The organism is Paludibaculum fermentans, from assembly GCF_015277775.1.
Taxonomy (GTDB): Bacteria; Acidobacteriota; Terriglobia; order Bryobacterales; family Bryobacteraceae; genus Paludibaculum; species Paludibaculum fermentans.
Genome location: NZ_CP063849.1, coordinates 3,655,559 through 3,668,899, shown reverse-complemented (window position 1 = coordinate 3,668,899; position 13,341 = coordinate 3,655,559). Strand labels below are relative to the sequence as shown.

Here is a 13,341-nt window from a genome sequence, read left to right as displayed (position 1 = left end):
GGATGCCTGAATGGTATGATACAACACGTTGTCATTCCAAGGCTTGGAGCAACTTCCCGCAGGGTTTGTCTCCGTCGTTATCGTCAACTGGAACCGCCGCGCGCTGCTGGCGGAATGTCTCGCCAGTCTCGCCCGCGACCAGGGCGTTCCCTTTGAAGTCATCGTGGTGGACAACGGCTCGACGGACGATTCCGTCCAGTACATCCAGGCGTTCACACGCAGCGCTCCATACCCCCTCACGCTAATCGAGAACCGGGAGAACCGCGGCTTCTGCGGCGCCAACAACCAGGGCATTGCCGCCGCCCGGGGCGAGTTTGTCGCTTTGCTGAACAACGACGCGGAGGCGGATCCAGGATGGCTGGTGGCCCTTCTCTCCGTCTTTGCGGATCCGGGCGTCGGGATGGCTGCTTCCAAGATCCTGGTTCACGAGGATCCCCGCATTATCGATAAAGTGGGTCACCTGATCTATCCGGACGGACAGAACCGGGGCCGGGGGACCGGAGAACTCGACCAGGGCCAGTACGACCAGGTGGAAGAGGTACTTTGGCCGGACGGGTGCGCCTGCATGTACCGCAAGTCGATGCTCAACACCATCGGCGCCTTTGATGAAGATCTTTTTGCGTACGGAGATGATGCGGAACTCGGGCTGCGCGCCCGTATCTGTGGCTATCGCTCGATTTATACGCCGTACGCGCGGGTGCGGCATCATCGCGGGGCAACCTTGGGCCAACTCAACCCCCTGCGAATTACACTGATCGAGCGCAACCGGCTGCTATTAGCCGTTAAACTATTTCCTGGTAGTCTTCTGTGGCGAAACGGCGCGTACTATCTCGCAAGGCTTCTCGCCGGACTGTGGGCAGCCCTCCGGAAACGGGGGGAAATCAGCCGGTTCCAGAGCCCGTCGAGCAAACTGAAAGCCTTTTTGGCGTTACTGAAGGGGGACTGGCAAGCACTCCAAATGCTGCCGTCGACCCTGAGGAAGCGCCGCGCGTTGAAACCGCTGCACCGGCTGAGCCCGAGCCAGGTGCACCAGTTGATCCTAAGCCACCGCATTTCGCTGAAAGAGTTGAGCCAGAAGGTGGCAGCGCCGAACCAGCCGTAGGCGATCTGTCGGCGACCACCGAGTTCGACTCCTGCCCCGCCTGCGGGTCGGCCCAGATGCGCACGCTGTGTCACGGCACCGACAAGCTCTACAACACCACGGACAAGGTGTTCCTGGTTGTGGAGTGCCGCGAGTGCAAGCTGATCCGGCTATATCCGTGGCCGGAACCCGATGAGATCCACCAATACTACCCGGAGAACTACTGGTATGACCCGGGCGGCGACACGGCCGACCGGCTGGCGGAGTTCTGGCGCCGGTTCGTCCTGCGGGATCACGTGCGGTTCGTGCGCAAGGCCCTGGAGTCGTGCGAGGGCACTGCTCCTGTCCTGGATGTTGGCTGCGGCGGCGGGCTGTTCCTGCGGGAACTGAACCTTCCGCAGAACCAGATCGTCGGTCTGGACTTCTCAGTGAATGCGGCGTCCGTGGCGTGGTCGAGCAATGGTGTTCCGGTGGCCTGCGGCGCGCTGCCGAGGGCTCCGTTCCGGCCGGGCTCGTTCCGGACGATTACGATGTTCCACGTACTGGAGCACCTGTACGATCCGTCGGCTTATCTGAACGCGGCGCACCGCCTGTTGCAGCCGGATGGCCGCCTGGTGGTGCAGGTGCCGAATGCGGCGAGCTGGCAGTTCCTGTTGTTCGGCGAGAACTGGAACGGCCTGGACATCCCGCGCCACCTGATCGATTTCAAGGAGCAGGACCTGATCAACCTGCTGGACTACTGCGGGTTTGAAGTGGTGCGGCGCAAACACTTCTCGTTGCGCGATAACCCGGCGGGCCTGGCAACCACGCTGGCGCTGGGGCTGGACCCGATGTCCAGGCGGATTCGCGGAGTGCAGGATACTCCACGGGTGAAGCTGCTGAAGGACATGGCTTACTTCGCGCTAGTGCTGGCTTCGATCCCTCTCACCATGCTGGAGGCGGCCTGCCGCTGCGGCGCCAGCATCATGATCGAGGCGAAGCGCAAGGCATGAGGTACGAGACGGCCCGGCGCGTGTTGCCAGGCGGGCTTCGGCGGTACATCTACTCCTTCGAAGCCATGATCGAGGACGCGGTGAACGAGCTGGCCGCGCGTCTGCCGGCCGGATCGCGGGTGCTGGATGCGGGCGCGGGGGAAGGGCAGTACTCCAGCTATTTCCGGCAGCATCGGTATACGGGTGTCGACCTCGGCGTTGGCGACACGGCCTGGGACTATGGCGAGTTGGACGCGATCGCTGACCTGAATCGGCTGCCGTTCCGGGATGACACGTTTGACGGCTCGCTGAACATCGTCACGCTGGAGCACCTGAAAGAGCCGAAGCAGGCGCTGCGCGAGATAGCGCGGGTGCTGAAGCCCGGCGGGCTGCTGTTGATCGTGGCTCCGCATGAGTGGGAAGTGCACCAGTCGCCGCACGACTTCTTCCGGTATACGAAGCACGGATTGGCGTATCTGTTCGCGGAGGCCGGTCTGGAGGTACAGACGCTGGAACCGGCGGGTGGATATTTCCGGCTGGTGGCGCGGCGTTTGTTGAGCGGGCTGCAGTTCTTTCCGGGTCCGCTCAAGTTGATTCCGGCCGTGTTCTTCCTGCCGTTGGCGCTGGTGCTGCCGCTGTTTGAGGGTTTGGACAAAGAGAAGAACTTCACGCTGGGCTACCGGTGCGTGGCGGTGAAGCCTGCGGGCCGTTTCTCACGTGCCTGATTATGGTTGGCGCGTACAGGTTTCGCGCCTTGGCCTGCCCCCGCTACACTGATATCTGGATGCAACGTTCCCACCGAGTGCTGGCCTGTCTGATTCTTGCCCTGCCGCTGATGGCGGCGGAATTCTCAGGTCAACGCGCCTACGACCAGACCAAGGCTCTCGTGGCATTGGGCCCGCGTCCCTCGGGTACTCCGGCGATCAAGAAGGCTCAGGACTATATCACCGCCCAATTGAAGGCAGCCGGCTGGACGGTGGTGGAAGACGTCTTCACAGCCAAGACGCCCGCGGGACCCATCGTGATGAAGAATATCATCGCCAAACGGACCGGGCAGAGCGGCAAGATCGTCGCCGTGAGCGGGCATTACGATACCAAGCGTTTTTCCTTTCCCTTTGCCGGGGCGAACGACGGCGGATCCTCCGCTGGCCTGCTGTTGGAGATGGCCGTTGCCCTCAAGAGCGTCCCGCTGAGGAACGATGTCTACCTGGTGTTCTTCGACGGTGAGGAGGCGGTGAAGGACTGGACCGCCACGGATTCGGTGTATGGCTCGCGGCACCTGGCCGACAAGTGGGCCGCGGACGGCACGCTGGGCAAGATGGCCGCGTTGATCAACGTGGACATGGTCGGCGACCGCGATCTGCATCTGGTGCGTGAGCAGTACTCTTCTGAAGTTCTGCGCAGCATCGTCTGGCAGGTGGCCTCGCAGATGGGCCAGGCCAAGCATTTCGACGGTGTGGAAGGGGCGATTGAAGACGATCACATGCCGTTCCTGCGCAAAGGCGTGCGTGCCCTCGACCTGATCGATTTCGAGTATGGTCCGGACAATTCCTGGTGGCACACGAACCAGGACACGATGGATAAGTTGAGCGCCTCCAGCCTGCAAACGGTGGGGAGCGTCGTGCTGGAAACCCTGAAAAGACTGGAGCCCTGATTCCCGATGCCCAAACGCCGTGACCTCTTCAAAGCCGCTGCCTTCCTGGCCCCCTTTGCCGCCGCGCAAGGCGCAGGGAAGCTGCCGGATGCCGCGCTGAACCCCGCCCAGGCGAAGCTGGTGAAGGAGCCGTTTGGCGACCACCGCATCTACTTCGAGGGTCCGACGGACCAGTTGAAGTCGATGACCTCGGGCAGCCTGCAACTGAAGGCCGGCATGCAGCCGCATCCTCCGCATGAGCATCCGGAAGAGGAGTTCGTGCTGGTGACGGAAGGGACCGGGGAAATCACCGTCGGCGGCAAGGTGACGAAGGTGGCGGCCGGATCGATGATGTACTGCGCGGGGAACAAAGTCCACGGCATTGTGAATACGGGGAAGGTACCGATGACCTTCTTCTATTACAAGTGGAAGGCGTAGGAGTCCCGCTCTCTCAGGGCCGCACTGTCAGGATCCGGTAAGTTTTTTCGTCGAATTCGGCGCGTGTGACTTGCGTCACCGACTTACCTGGATTTTATAGTCATGATTGCTTCAGAAAGAGATTCTGAGGAATTCAATGACTACCACGACGACTTTAGCTGACATCGCCGCAACCTCCCTGGTGGCGGTGAGGACCCTGGAACGCTACGGCCTGGACTACTGCTGCGGCGGCAAACAGGCGATTGGGGCTGCCTGCTCGGCCAAGGGACTGGATCCCGCGGCCGTGATGCAGGAGATCGAGCAGTCGCTCCATGTAGGCGGCGGCGACCGCGACTGGCAGAACGCGCCCCTGGGTGAGCTGGCGCGGCACATCATCGCCACCCATCACGAGTATCTGAGGCAGGAACTGCCGGCCGTCGGCGCGCGCATGGAGAAAGTGTTGCGGGTTCATGGCGGGCGCGATCCGCAGACGCTGTCGCGCATGGCGACGGTGTATGACGGACTGCGTAGCGAACTGGAAGCACACATCAACAAGGAAGAGCAGATCCTCTTCCCGTTCATCGCCAGGTATGCCGACGCGGAAGCGCAGGGCCAGCCCATGCCGCCGGTTCCGTTTGGCTCCATCGGCAACCCCATCGCGATGATGGAGCGCGAGCATGAGGGCGCCGGCGAGGCCCTGGTGGAACTGCGGACCTTGACCAACAACTACGAATTACCCTCCTACGCGTGCACCACGGTACGGATGCTGTTCGACGGTCTGCAGGCGTTGGAAGCTGACCTCCACGTGCATATTCATCTGGAAAACAACATTCTATTTCCGCGTGCCATTGCCTTGGAACGGCGCTGAGCTGAAGCCAATCCGTGAGTCTGGTTTCTTTTCTGGACGAATTGGTATAGGTTTAATCGCGGGGTGACTTTTGTCACCGACCCGGCCCGATGGCGCATGCCAAGATGCAGCGTGAGAGGGAGGATTGCTTGAGCGATTCGGAGAGCAGTTCGCAAAAGCTTCAGTTGTGGCTGGGCACAATCTCGTTTTTCCTGTGCTTCGCCGTGTGGGGTATCGTCAGTTCGTTCGCGCCGGCATACCGGCAGCAGTTTCACCTGACGGCGACACAGACGTCGCTGATCGTGGCCGTGCCGGTGTTGCTAGGCTCCCTCGGGCGCATTCCTCTGGGCATGCTGACAGACCGTTTTGGCGGCCGGGTGGTGTTTACGGTGCTGTTCCTCGCCTCCGCCGGAGCGGGCGCGGTGCTGGCCAATGTGTCCACATATAACGGGCTGCTGGCCTCGGGCTTCTTTGTTGGTGTGGCTGGATCGTCCTTCTCAGTGGGCGTCGGGTTCGTCTCCAAGTGGTTTGCGGCGGAACGGCAGGGCACGGCGCTGGGGCTATATGGGATGGGCAACATGGGCCAGTCGGCGGTGGTCTTCCTGGGACCCGTGCTGGCCGCGATGATCGGCCGCGCCAACTTCATCTATGGAATCTCGGCCCTGCTGGTGGTGTGGTCGGTGGCCTTCTGGATGCTGGCTCGGAATGCGCCTGCGTTCGTGCCGAACATAAAGGGACTGGGGCCGATGGTCCAGATCCTCACGAAGGAGCCGCTGGCCTGGGTTCTGTCGCTGTTCTACTTCCTCACCTTCGGCGGCTTTGTGGCGTTCTCCATCTATCTGCCGTCGCTGTTGAAGGACGACTTCGGGCTGGCTCCGGCGAATGCGGGATTCCGGGCGGCTGGCTTCGTGGTGCTGGCGACGTTGCTGCGTCCGGTGGGCGGTGCATTGGCAGACCGGTTGGGCGGCGCCCGCGTGCTGTGGGGCGTCTTCCTCGGCATCGTGCCATTCGCGCTGCTATTGGCGTGGCCGTCGATGGTGCCGTTCACCGTAGGCGCGCTGGGCTGCGCGGCGCTGCTGGGGTTAGGCAACGGAGCGGTCTTCAAGCTGGTGCCGCAATATTTCCCAGGAAACACCGCCACGGTAACCGGCCTGGTGGGCGCCATGGGCGGACTGGGCGGATTCTTTCCTCCTCTCCTGCTGGGCCGCTTTCGCGACTCGGTGGGCGTCGTTTGGCCCGGCTTCGTGCTGTTGGCCGCGACCTCGCTACTGCTGTGGTTCCTGAACCTGCGGGTCTTCATTCCCCGCCAGCAGGCGCTGGAACTGAACCTGCAGCCGGACTTTGCGCGGCGAGCCGATCAACTGCGTGCCGGAGCGTGGGCCGTGGCGGTGACGGGGCTACTGGTTGCCTCGATTGTCATCGGCTCCAGGAATCTCCAGAACTTCGACGCGGCCCTGGTGGTTTACACGTTTGCCGTCATTTTCGCCACGTTCGGCGTGACCTTCCACTACGCGGTATGGCTGCAGAAGCCGCCCACGAAGCGCTACTGGCAGCGGAGCCTGGAACTGGCGCGGTCGCGCGGTTGGCTGAAGACTTTGGCCCTGGTCACGCAGACCGCGGGCACCCACCTGATCGCGCAGAAGTTCATCGCAAAGCGCAGCCGGACGCGCTGGTGGATGCACCAGATGCTGTTCTGGGGCTGCTTATCCGCGGCCGCCATCACGTTTCCCCTGGTGTTCGGCTGGGTCAATTTTACATCGCATCCCGACGATCAGATGACCTACATCACTTGGCTGTTCGGCTTCCCGGTGGGCACGATGCCCGCGCGTTCGCTGATGGCCTGGGTCCTGTTTCATGGGCTCGATTTCTCGGCGGTCCTGGTGCTGGGCGGAATCGCGCTCTCGCTGGGGCGGCGGATGAAGGACGAAGGCGCGCTCGCGCTGGAGACAATGGCCGCGGACTTCCTGCCCCTGGCTCTGCTCTTCGCGATCTCCGTCACGGGCCTGGCGCTGACGGTCTCCACGCTCTGGTTCCGCGGCGCGTTCTACGGCTTCCTGGCCGTGATCCACGCCATCAGCGTGATCGGCGCGCTGCTGTACCTGCCGTTCGGGAAGTTCTTCCACATCTTCCAGCGCCCGGCGCAGTTGGGCGTGAAGGTCTACCAGCAGGCCGGAGACGAGGATGAGGGGTCGCACTGCCTCCGTTGCGGGCAGCGATTCGCTTCGAAAATGCACATTGAGGACTTGAAGACGGTGCTGCCGCAACTGGGGTTCGACTATACGTCGAAGGACGGCTCGTCGCACTGGCAGGCGGTCTGCCCGCCGTGCAAGCGCAAGACCCTGGCGACGGTGCAGATGAGAGTGAAGGAGAACGCGCATGGCCAAGCCTCCGCAATCCGTTGAGGCACTGACCGAGCAGTACGGACCGCACCTGAAGTACGTTCCGCCCGGCGGCTGGCAAGGGGAATCGCTGAAGGGTCCGGAGAAACTGGTGAAGACGCATTGCTGCTTTTGCGGGCAGCAGTGCGGCATTCAGTTGAAGGTGCGCGACAACCAGGTGACCGGGTTTGAGCCCTGGGAGGAGTTTCCGTTCAATCGCGGCATGCTGTGTCCCAAAGGTGTACGGCGCTACATGCAAAGCGCGCACCCGGACCGGTTGCTGGCTCCACTGATCCGCACCGACAGCGGATTTCGAGAGGCCGGCTGGGAAGAGGCGATGAGCCTGACGGCGCGGCGGCTGCAGGAGATCCAGGCGAAGTACGGCAAGGACTCGGTGGCCGTCTACGGCGGAGCCTCGCTCATCACCGAGAAATCTTACCTGTTGGGGAAATTCGCGCGCGTGGCGCTGGGCACACGGCACATCGACTACAACGGCCGCTTGTGCATGGTATCGGCCGGTACGGCCTACAAACTGGCGTTGGGCGTCGACCGCAATCCGAACCCGTGGGAAGACATCCCGAAGGCCCAGGTGGTGCTGGTGGCCGGTGCGAACGTCGGCGAGTGCTTCCCCATCACGACCGACTATCTGTGGCGCATGCGCGACAACGGTGGCCGGCTGATTGTCGCCGACCCGCGCATGACACCCATTACACGCAATGCGGATCTGTATCTGCCTGTGCGGCCCGGCACGGACACGGCGTTGTTCTCGGCCATGCTCCACGTGATTGTGCGCGATGGCCTGGCGGACCTGGAGTTCATCGAGAACCACACGAACGGGTTCGACCAGGTGGCCGAGTATGTGAAGGCCTGGGATCCGCGCCGGGCCGCCGACGTGACGGGAGTGCGTCCGGAAGACATCGAGAAGGCGGCCCAGTGGTTCGGCATGGCGGAGCGGGCCATGGCCCTGCATGCCCGCGGCATCGAGCATCACTCGCATGGCGTGGAGAACTGCCTGGCGCTGGTCAATCTTTGCCTGGCGACCGGCAATATCGGACGGGAAGGCGCCGGTCCGAACATGATCACGGGGCAGGGCAACGGGCAGGGCGGCCGTGAGCACGGGCAGAAGTGCGACCAGTTGCCGGGCCAGCGGCACATCGCGGATCCGGCGGCGCGCGAGCACGTAGCGAAGGTCTGGGGCATCACTCCGGAGGAGATCCCGCAGGCGGGCTACAGCGCGGTGGAGATCATGGAAGCGATCCACCGCGGCGAGATCAAGGCGCTGTTTTCGATGTGCTTCAACCCGCTGGTGTCGCTGCCGGACAGCGAGTACACACGAGCTGCCCTGGAGAAGCTCGAGTTCTTCTGCGTCGTGGATTTCTTCCTCTCCGAGACCGCGCATCACGCCGACGTCGTGCTCGCGGGCAGCCTGCAGGAGGAGGAAGAGGGCGTCGTGGGCAGCGGCGAAGGCCGCGTCATCAAGATCAACAAAGCCGTGGATCCGCCGGGACAGGCGCGCGGCGACAGCGCCATTGTGGTGGATCTGGCGCGCCGCCTGGGCAAGGGGCAGTACTTCCCGTTCGAGTCGACGCGGGAGATTTTCGATGAGCTGCGCGAGGCCTCGCGCGGCGGCCATGCGGATTACTACGGCATCACCTACGAGCGCATCGAGAAGGAGATGGGCATCTTCTGGCCGTGCCCCACGCTGGATCATCCGGGCACGCCTCGGTTCTTTGAGGGCGGCAAGTTCCTGCATCCCGATGGACGGGCGCGGTTCCTGGTGGCGGAGGTCCGGCCCAGCGGCGATCCCGTGGCCGATGACTTCCCCACCTTCCTGACGACCGGCCGCGTCGTCAGCCAGTACCTTTCCGGAGCACAGACCCGCCGCATTGGAGCGCTGGTCGATCAGTACCCGAATCCCAAAGTGGAGGTTCATCCCAAGCTCGCCGAGCGGCATGGGATCCTGAACGACGACTGGGTGACGGTGACCACCCGCCGGAGTTCCATCACGGTGCAGGCCATGGTGGTGCGCACCATCCGGCCCGATACGGTCTTCATCCCCTACCACTGGCCCGGCCGCAAGAGTGCGAACCGATTGACGCACCGGACGCTGGATCCGCGCAGCAAGATCCCAGAGTTCAAGGTCTCTGCCTGCCGCATCGAGAAGGCAGCGGGTCCGCAGGGAGGCCAGTGAGCCATGTTCGGCTATGAGTTCTACGTCGACCCGTCGCGCTGCATCGGCTGCCAGTCCTGCGTGAGCGCCTGTGCGGAGTGCGGCACGCACCGCGGCGTCTCGATGATCCACCTGGACTTCATCGATAGGCCCAACACGATCGCCACGGCGCCCATGGTCTGCATGCATTGCGAGGATCCCACGTGCGCGCAGGTGTGTCCGGCGGACGCGATCAAGAAGGGCGAGGACGGCATCGTGAGGACGGCGTTGAAGCCGCGCTGCATCGGCTGCTCCAACTGCGTGCTGGCCTGTCCCTTCGGCGTGCCGAATGTGTTCGCCGAGATGGAACTGATGATGAAGTGCGACATGTGCTACGACCGCACCAGCATCGGCAAGCGGCCCATGTGCGCCACGGTCTGCCCCAGCCAGGCGCTGATGTACGTGCCGGCGGAGCAGGCCGCGCAGAAGCGGCGCGAGCGTGCGTCCAACGAGTTTCACTTTGGCGGGCAGGTGGTGCGGACGAAGGTTCATTACATGCTGCCGGCGTCGGAGCCGGTGATGAGTGTGGATGTGGCGGATGCCATCTGGGAAGGAGAGGAATGAGCCAGCAGAAGGAGTGCCCGAAGCAGCGGTTGTGGAGCGAGGAGTTCTCGGTCCGGTCCGGCGAGTCGAGCTTTGTCGAGCGCAGGCAGTTCACGCGGTTCCTCACATTGACGAGCTTCGCCATGTTCGCCGGCCAACTGTGGCTGGTGGCGAAGAACCTGCTCAGCCGGCGGCAGGCGGCCTTTCCGGCGCTGGTCGTGAATGGCGCCGACGGGCTGGCCGTGGGCAGTGCCAAGGTCTTCCAGTATCCGACGCCGCAGGACAACTGCCTGCTGGTGCGCGTCGGCGAGCAGAAGTTCGTGGCCTACAGCCAGAAGTGCACCCACCTGTCGTGCGCGGTGCTGTACTCGGCGAAGCACAACCGGCTGGAGTGCCCGTGCCACGAAGGCTACTTCTCCATCGAGGACGGGCGCGTGTTGCAGGGTCCTCCACCCAGGCCTTTGCCCAGGGTGGAACTGGAGCGGCGCGGCAGCGAACTGGTGGCGATTGGAATGACCACCGGAGAGGAGTCCTAGCGCCATGACGGACGGCGAATCGCCCCTGCGGCGCAGAAGTCTGAAGGGGATCAACGGCGCGCTGGCGCTGATTGTCGTGATCCTGGTGGTGCAGATCTGGATGCTGATGGCCTCTGTCGAAACTTACCTGGCCGGCCATCATGAGGCGGCCGTGCCGGGGGCTGTGTTGTCCGGATTACTGTTTGCGGGCAGCGCCCTGCTGCTGCGCTATGTGAACCGGCTGGACCGGCAGACGCGCGACCAGTCGTAAGGCGATCGAGCACCGGACCGGCGCGCTTTGCGAGAATGGGGATCCGAGGTAAGGTCGCCGCACTCCATGACTCTCCTGGCAATTCCGGTCCAATACGTCCTGGCCGCCGTCGTGCTCATCGCGGCCGCCTGCGACATCCGAAGCCGGAACATTCCCAACTGGCTGTCACTGGGCGGCGTCCTCATTGGTCTTGCCCTGCATCCTTACCTGGCCGGCTGGACGGGCCTGAAGTTCTCAGCGGGCGGGTTGGGCCTGGCCGTGCTGATGTTCGTGCCTCTGTTTGTCCTGCGGTGGCTGGGCGGTGGCGATGTGAAGTTGATGGCGGCGGTGGGGGCATTGGCTGGGGCCGGCAACCTGTTCATCATTTTCATCATGGATGCCATCCTCGGCGGAGCCGTGGCTCTCATCGCGGTATTGTTCAAGAGGCGCGGCGCCAGGACGCTGCGGAACATCGGACGCATGATCACGGCGCTGTTTCGGGGCAAGGCGCCCTATCAGGAGACCGAGGAGCTCGAGGCCGGCAGCGAAACCTCCATGGGGATGCCCAGGGCGGTCACCATCGCGCTGGCCACATTACTCGTGCTGTGGGCTACGCCTAAATCCTAAGCATTCGAGCTCTCCGGCGGCACTATAATGAGGGGCATCCGGGGAGCGTCATGCGCGATCGGCTCACTTATTTCGGCGGGGGCGGTTTGATGCTGGGTTTGCTGTGCCTGGTTGGCTCTCAAGCCTGGCCGCTGGACGGGTGGACCCTCACGGCCGCCGAGGTCTTCATTGTTCTGGGGATGCTGCTGTTGCTGGCCCGCCTCTGGAAACACGGGCTCAACTAGGCGGATGGCGTCTGGCTGTCCGATCCCTTGATGCGGCGCCAGAAGGTCAGGCGTTTGTCCATGCGCAGGCCCAGGGCGTGACGCAACGGCTCTGACTGGTCGAGCAGCCACTGATACAGCCAGCGGCGGCGCGAGTAGTAGTGGTAGAGCACCGGTTCGATCATCACTTCCCGCTGCAACGCGCGGTCGCGCACCATGCGCATGGCCCAATCGAAATCCTCTGAGTACCGGACCTCCGCGAAGGGGTAGCGAATCGCGATATCGCGCCGGATGGGATTGAGGATATAAGGCGGCCGGAAATAGCGGCCGGCCTTGGACGACAAGTCGGTGTACTGGATAGAGTGGGTCGCCTCGGACGGATGCGCGCCGCGAAAGTAGATGAGGACGCGGATCCCCAGGCAGTCGATGCCGGGATTCGCCCGCAACGCCTGTGCAATGAGGGAGACGTAGCCGGCGCTTACCTGATCGTCGTCATCGGTGAAGACAACATACTGACCCTGGGCTTGCCGCAGCAGCGTATTGCGCTTGGCCCCCACGGGCACGGCTCCGTCGTCGCACAGCCCCAGGATCTCCACCTCGGACTGCAGCCCCGCCGATTCGATTTGGCGCCGCAGTTCCGAGGTGAGCCTCTGGTAGAGGGCTGCCCGGGATGCCAGGGTCGGGATGAGGATGCTCAGCAGCATGCGGGCCGCCGCGCTCAATTCTTGAGCTTGCAGCTGGGCGGTAGGAAGAGGACATCCGTTGTGATTTCAGGCAGCCCTTTCAGGTAAGCGGCAAACTCCGAGATCGGGCGGACAGGCGCGGCTCCACGTTTGCTCACGATGTCTTTCGCTTCGATATAGCGATCGAAATGGCGGGCCGCCACCCCTGCGATGGTGGTCAGCACACCCTGGCGGCGCAGCGACAGGGGCTCGATCTCCGTATAAAACGGCACGCCGCGCGACCAGAACTCCGCGCCAGTATCCATGACATCCTCTTCACAGCCCTGTGTGTCCGACCAGATGAATGCGACGCGGGCGAAGTCGACGCCGTGCTCGCGAGCGACATTGTCGAGCCGGTCCGCCTGCACGTCCACTCCGCCGTTGAATATGGATTGCCCCAATTCCTCCCGGACCGGCGGTCGATTGACGCAGAACCCGCCAGGGTCGTCCGTAGGTTGCAGCAGCCTGATTGTGCCGGGCTCGCGGAGGATTGCGCGCGGCGCGATGGAAACCTGGTTCGAGAATCCATTGTCTTCCAGGTTCTTCCGCAGGTAGTAGAGGTTACGGGGCTCCGGTTCGACGGCAAACACGCGACAGCCGAGGCCGCGGAGCATGGGCAGGCTGGTGGTGCCAATATTGGCGCCAACATCGATGATGGTGTCACGGCCAGCCTGAATCAGGCCCTGGTGACGGATCCAGTCGATTACGGCACTCACTTCCTCCCCCTGGTAGCCCCCTGAACGGAAGAGAACCAATGGGACCCCATAAGTAACGGGCGTGTTCCAGATGTTTCCGTCGATGCGAAAGGAAGCCGAATCGACATTCTCCGTTTCGAGAATGCGCCAAATCAGTTCGCGGCGGTTGAGTGCGGGCATCCGCCTGAGAAACCGGTAGGCCAAATCCCACTGGAAGTATGCACTAATGTTAGCGGCCATGCTCAACAGG

The 13,341-nt window shown here is 63.3% G+C and carries 15 protein-coding genes; 13 read left to right on the top strand and 2 right to left on the bottom strand.

Annotated elements, in window-relative coordinates; translation table 11 throughout:
- Positions 1-28: 28 nt before the first annotated feature.
- From IRI77_RS14295 to IRI77_RS14235, 13 genes are all read left to right on the top strand, one after another.
- On the top strand, positions 29-1,102 hold the full coding sequence (locus tag IRI77_RS14295) for a glycosyltransferase family 2 protein (RefSeq protein ID WP_194452720.1): 1,074 nt from the start codon (positions 29-31) through the stop codon (positions 1,100-1,102).
- A gap of 56 nt (positions 1,103-1,158) precedes the next feature.
- The gene (locus tag IRI77_RS14290; protein WP_194452719.1) at positions 1,159-2,073 is read left to right on the top strand and encodes a class I SAM-dependent methyltransferase; all 915 of its coding nucleotides are present in this window, start codon (positions 1,159-1,161) and stop codon (positions 2,071-2,073) included.
- Positions 2,070-2,777 carry a class I SAM-dependent methyltransferase gene (locus IRI77_RS14285; protein WP_194452718.1) on the top strand — a complete coding sequence of 236 codons (708 nt, stop codon included), beginning with the start codon at positions 2,070-2,072 and terminating at the stop codon, positions 2,775-2,777. The genes IRI77_RS14290 and IRI77_RS14285 overlap by 4 nt, the downstream gene beginning before the upstream one ends.
- A 59-nt stretch (positions 2,778-2,836) precedes the next feature.
- On the top strand, positions 2,837-3,706 hold the full coding sequence (locus tag IRI77_RS14280; protein ID WP_194452717.1) for a M28 family peptidase: 870 nt from the start codon (positions 2,837-2,839) through the stop codon (positions 3,704-3,706).
- A 6-nt stretch (positions 3,707-3,712) separates the two neighbouring features.
- Positions 3,713-4,123, top strand: coding sequence for a cupin domain-containing protein (locus tag IRI77_RS14275; RefSeq protein ID WP_194452716.1), 411 nt, complete (start codon positions 3,713-3,715; stop codon positions 4,121-4,123).
- A gap of 136 nt (positions 4,124-4,259) precedes the next feature.
- Positions 4,260-4,970, top strand: a complete 711-nt coding sequence (ric, locus tag IRI77_RS14270) for an iron-sulfur cluster repair di-iron protein (protein ID WP_194452715.1) — start codon at positions 4,260-4,262, stop codon at positions 4,968-4,970.
- A gap of 128 nt (positions 4,971-5,098) precedes the next feature.
- Positions 5,099-7,351, top strand: a complete 2,253-nt coding sequence (locus tag IRI77_RS14265) for an MFS transporter (protein WP_228486741.1) — start codon at positions 5,099-5,101, stop codon at positions 7,349-7,351.
- A complete protein-coding gene (locus tag IRI77_RS14260) occupies positions 7,326-9,518 on the top strand; it encodes a molybdopterin oxidoreductase family protein (protein WP_194452713.1) in 2,193 nt (730 codons plus the stop codon). Before IRI77_RS14265 ends, IRI77_RS14260 begins: the two co-directional genes overlap by 26 nt.
- A gap of 3 nt (positions 9,519-9,521) precedes the next feature.
- The gene (locus IRI77_RS14255) at positions 9,522-10,100 is read left to right on the top strand and encodes a 4Fe-4S dicluster domain-containing protein (RefSeq protein ID WP_194452712.1); all 579 of its coding nucleotides are present in this window, start codon (positions 9,522-9,524) and stop codon (positions 10,098-10,100) included.
- Positions 10,097-10,615, top strand: coding sequence for a QcrA and Rieske domain-containing protein (locus IRI77_RS14250; RefSeq protein ID WP_194452711.1), 519 nt, complete (start codon positions 10,097-10,099; stop codon positions 10,613-10,615). The genes IRI77_RS14255 and IRI77_RS14250 overlap by 4 nt, the downstream gene beginning before the upstream one ends.
- A gap of 4 nt (positions 10,616-10,619) precedes the next feature.
- Positions 10,620-10,865: a DUF6755 family protein gene (locus tag IRI77_RS14245; RefSeq protein ID WP_194452710.1), complete on the top strand. Its 246-nt coding sequence runs from the start codon at positions 10,620-10,622 to the stop codon at positions 10,863-10,865.
- 66 nt (positions 10,866-10,931) lie between these two features.
- Positions 10,932-11,471 carry an A24 family peptidase gene (locus IRI77_RS14240; RefSeq protein ID WP_194452709.1) on the top strand — a complete coding sequence of 180 codons (540 nt, stop codon included), beginning with the start codon at positions 10,932-10,934 and terminating at the stop codon, positions 11,469-11,471.
- Between the two features lie 50 nt (positions 11,472-11,521).
- Positions 11,522-11,695, top strand: a complete 174-nt coding sequence (locus IRI77_RS14235; RefSeq protein ID WP_194452708.1) for a hypothetical protein — start codon at positions 11,522-11,524, stop codon at positions 11,693-11,695.
- Here IRI77_RS14235 and IRI77_RS14230 read toward each other — a convergent pair.
- Entirely contained in the window at positions 11,692-12,396 is a 705-nt protein-coding gene (locus IRI77_RS14230; protein ID WP_194452707.1) for a glycosyltransferase family 2 protein, read from the bottom strand. The two genes, IRI77_RS14235 and IRI77_RS14230, sit on opposite strands and share 4 nt — an antisense overlap.
- Positions 12,393-13,331: an FkbM family methyltransferase gene (locus IRI77_RS14225; RefSeq protein WP_194452706.1), complete on the bottom strand. Its 939-nt coding sequence runs from the start codon at positions 13,329-13,331 to the stop codon at positions 12,393-12,395. The genes IRI77_RS14230 and IRI77_RS14225 overlap by 4 nt, the downstream gene beginning before the upstream one ends.
- Positions 13,332-13,341 lie beyond the last annotated feature (10 nt).

Excerpts from the sequence above, each read along its gene's own strand:
- IRI77_RS14290 (WP_194452719.1), top strand. The coding sequence starts at position 1,159 with ATGCGCACGCTGTGTCACGGCACCGACAAGCTCTACAACACCACGGAC.
- IRI77_RS14285 (WP_194452718.1), top strand. The coding sequence starts at position 2,070 with ATGAGGTACGAGACGGCCCGGCGCGTGTTGCCAGGCGGGCTTCGGCGG.
- IRI77_RS14280 (WP_194452717.1), top strand. The coding sequence starts at position 2,837 with ATGCAACGTTCCCACCGAGTGCTGGCCTGTCTGATTCTTGCCCTGCCG.
- IRI77_RS14275 (WP_194452716.1), top strand. The coding sequence starts at position 3,713 with ATGCCCAAACGCCGTGACCTCTTCAAAGCCGCTGCCTTCCTGGCCCCC.
- ric (WP_194452715.1), top strand. The coding sequence starts at position 4,260 with ATGACTACCACGACGACTTTAGCTGACATCGCCGCAACCTCCCTGGTG.
- IRI77_RS14260 (WP_194452713.1), top strand. The coding sequence starts at position 7,326 with ATGGCCAAGCCTCCGCAATCCGTTGAGGCACTGACCGAGCAGTACGGA.
- IRI77_RS14255 (WP_194452712.1), top strand. The coding sequence starts at position 9,522 with ATGTTCGGCTATGAGTTCTACGTCGACCCGTCGCGCTGCATCGGCTGC.
- IRI77_RS14250 (WP_194452711.1), top strand. The coding sequence starts at position 10,097 with ATGAGCCAGCAGAAGGAGTGCCCGAAGCAGCGGTTGTGGAGCGAGGAG.
- IRI77_RS14245 (WP_194452710.1), top strand. The coding sequence starts at position 10,620 with ATGACGGACGGCGAATCGCCCCTGCGGCGCAGAAGTCTGAAGGGGATC.
- IRI77_RS14240 (WP_194452709.1), top strand. The coding sequence starts at position 10,932 with ATGACTCTCCTGGCAATTCCGGTCCAATACGTCCTGGCCGCCGTCGTG.
- IRI77_RS14235 (WP_194452708.1), top strand. The coding sequence starts at position 11,522 with ATGCGCGATCGGCTCACTTATTTCGGCGGGGGCGGTTTGATGCTGGGT.
- IRI77_RS14225 (WP_194452706.1), bottom strand. The coding sequence starts at position 13,331 with ATGGCCGCTAACATTAGTGCATACTTCCAGTGGGATTTGGCCTACCGG.